The organism is Saccharomonospora iraqiensis subsp. iraqiensis, from assembly GCF_000430445.1.
In the GTDB taxonomy this organism is placed as follows: domain Bacteria; phylum Actinomycetota; class Actinomycetes; order Mycobacteriales; family Pseudonocardiaceae; genus Saccharomonospora; species Saccharomonospora iraqiensis.
This window is the reverse complement of the sequence record NZ_KE387081.1, coordinates 3,589-6,047: the sequence shown is the minus strand read 5'-3', so window position 1 is coordinate 6,047 and position 2,459 is coordinate 3,589. Positions and strand designations below refer to the sequence as shown.

2 protein-coding genes are annotated in these 2,459 nt (G+C 74.3%); one reads left to right on the top strand and one right to left on the bottom strand.

Translation table 11 applies throughout. The annotated features are described in order from the left end of the window. The coding region (locus ACTIR_RS0109475) for a D-alanyl-D-alanine carboxypeptidase family protein (protein WP_026454084.1) at positions 1 to 1,125 on the top strand (1,125 nt) is incomplete at its 5' end. On the opposite strand, the gene ACTIR_RS22515 is transcribed toward ACTIR_RS0109475, so the two are convergent. Continuing rightward, positions 1,058 to 2,359: an MFS transporter gene (locus ACTIR_RS22515; protein ID WP_199285593.1), complete on the bottom strand. Its 1,302-nt coding sequence runs from the start codon at positions 2,357 to 2,359 to the stop codon at positions 1,058 to 1,060. The genes ACTIR_RS0109475 and ACTIR_RS22515 overlap by 68 nt on opposite strands. Between the last annotated feature and the right edge of the window lie 100 nt (positions 2,360 to 2,459).

Here is a 2,459-nt window from a genome sequence, read left to right as displayed (position 1 = left end):
CCGCCGTCCCCGGTGGACAGTTCCGAGGAGCCCCCGCCGGGGGAACCGTCCCCGGCGCCGCCACCCGTGCCGGACACCCCGGCGGGCGGCGAGCGGATGGACGAGTGCGGTCCCGTCCTGCCCGCCGGGGCGCCGCAGCCGCCCGAGGGCCTCACGGCCGCGTCCTGGCTGGTGCACGACCTGGACACCGGTGAGGTCGTCGCGGCGCACCACCCGCACGGGCGGTACCGCCCCGCCTCACTGGTGAAGACCCTGCTCGCGCTCGTCACCCTGGACGGACTGCGCGCGGACGAGATCGTCGTCCCGACCGAGGAGGACGCGAACCAGGAGTGCACCTGCGTCGGCATCGTGGCCGGTGCCGAGTACACCGTCGACCAGCTTCTCCACGCGCTGCTCATGCGCTCCGGCAACGACGTCGCGCACGCGCTGGCCACCGCGCTCGGCGGGGTGAAGCTGACGGTGCGGCAGATGAACGAGCTGGCCATCGAACTCGGCGCGACCGACACGCACGTGGCCACCCCGTCGGGCCTGGACGGGCCCGGCATGATGACCTCGGCCTACGACATGAGCGTGATCTTCAACCACGCCATGCGGCAGCCGCGCTACGCCGAGGCCGTGGCGACGAAGGAGATCATGTTCCCGGGCGGGCCCGGCGAGGAGGACTTCCCGGTCCGCAACGACAACCGGCTGTGGGGTTCCTACCCGGGCTTCCTCGGCGGCAAGACCGGATTCACCGACGACGCCCGGCACACCTACGCCGGGGCCGCCGAGCGCGACGGCACCCGGCTCGCCGTGGTGCTGCTGCGGGCCGAACAACGACCCGTCCGGGTCGCCGAGCAGGCCCGGCAGCTGTTCGACTACGGCTTCACCCTCGCCACCGGCGAGGGCACCGACGCCGTCGGCACGGTCACCACCGAACCGTCGACCCCGGAGCCGTCCGACGCCGCCGCCGGTGCGGCCGACGACGGGACCGGCGCCGGGGACGGTGCCGTGGCCGCGGCCGGAACCGGCGAGCAGGACCCGTTCGGGACCACGGGCTGGATCGTGACCCTGGTCGTCACCGTCCTGGTGATCGCCGGTCTGTTCGTGGCACATCGGCGCGGGTTGCTCCGGCGACCCGAGTGACCCCGTTCTCCGCGGTCCCGGCACTCCCGGCGGCCGCGTCGCCGTCCCCGGGGCCGTCCGACGGGCCGTCGGGCGCCTCGTCCTCCCGGGACGGCAGCGTCTCCCGCGCCCCGAGCCACAGCCCGAGGGCCAGCACGACCACCATCCCGGTGATCCCGAAGGCCGCCGTGTACGACCACCGTTCGGCGACCGCCCCGGCCACCACCGGGCCCACCACGGCGCCGACGTCGGCCGCCATCTGGAAGCCGGCCAGCACCGACCCGCCGCGGGCCTTCGCGCCGAGCACGTCGGCCACGGCGGCGTTCTGCGCCGGGTTCAGCGCACCGGCCCCCATCCCGGCGACCACCACGGCCGCGAGGAACAGCCAGCTGTTCTCGCTCAGGCCGAGACCCACGGCGCCCACCGCCAACAGCGCCAGCCCCACCAGCACCGGGATCTTGCGCCCCCGGCGGTCGGCGAACCCACCCGCGTAGAGCAGCACCAGCGCGTTGGCCGCGGCGAACAGCGCCAGCGCGAAGCCGGCGAACGACTCGTCCCGCCCCAGCACCTCCGCGACGAACAACGGCAGCAGGGACATCCGCACCCCGAACACCACCCAGCCGGTGGCCAGGTTCGAGCCGAGTGCCGCGCGGTAGCTCGGGTGCCGCAGGGCCTGCCCGAACGTCATCGACGGGGCCGACTCGTCGGACGGGCGGGCCACCAGCTCGGAGTCGCGCAGCTGCCACCACACGAGCACGGTGGTGAGCACGAGCGCGATGCCGTAGACGAGGAACGGCGCGCGCAGCGAGAACGTCACCAGCCCGCTGCCCACCACCGGACCGGCGATCCCGCCGAGCAGGAAACTGGTGCCCCACAGGCTGGAGGCCCGGCCACGCAGCCGGGTCGGCGAGATCCGGATCAGCAGCCCGATCGCGGAGACGGTGAACATGGTCGACCCGATCCCGCTGAGGGAGCGGAACAGCAGCAGCTGCCAGTAGGTCGTCGCGGCCGCGCAGAGCAGGGTGCCCACCGCGACGATGGACACGCCCCACAGGTAGATCGGCCGTTCCCCGAACCGCGTCACCAGCCGTCCGCTCGCGGGCGCGAACACCAGCCGGACGAACGCGAACGCGCTGACCACCACGGACGCGGCGGTCACCCCGACGTCGAAGCTGGCGGCGTAGTTCGGCAGCGCCGGGCCGATGATCCCGTAGCCGATCGCGATGAGGAAGCTGGCACCGACCAGCACCCAGATCTCGCGCGGGAGCCTGGCCGCGTCCCGTCCGTCCGCACCCGCTGTCGCGGCGCCCGGGCCGCCGCCGCCCGTGTCGTCGCCCCGGTCGCCGTCACCCGTG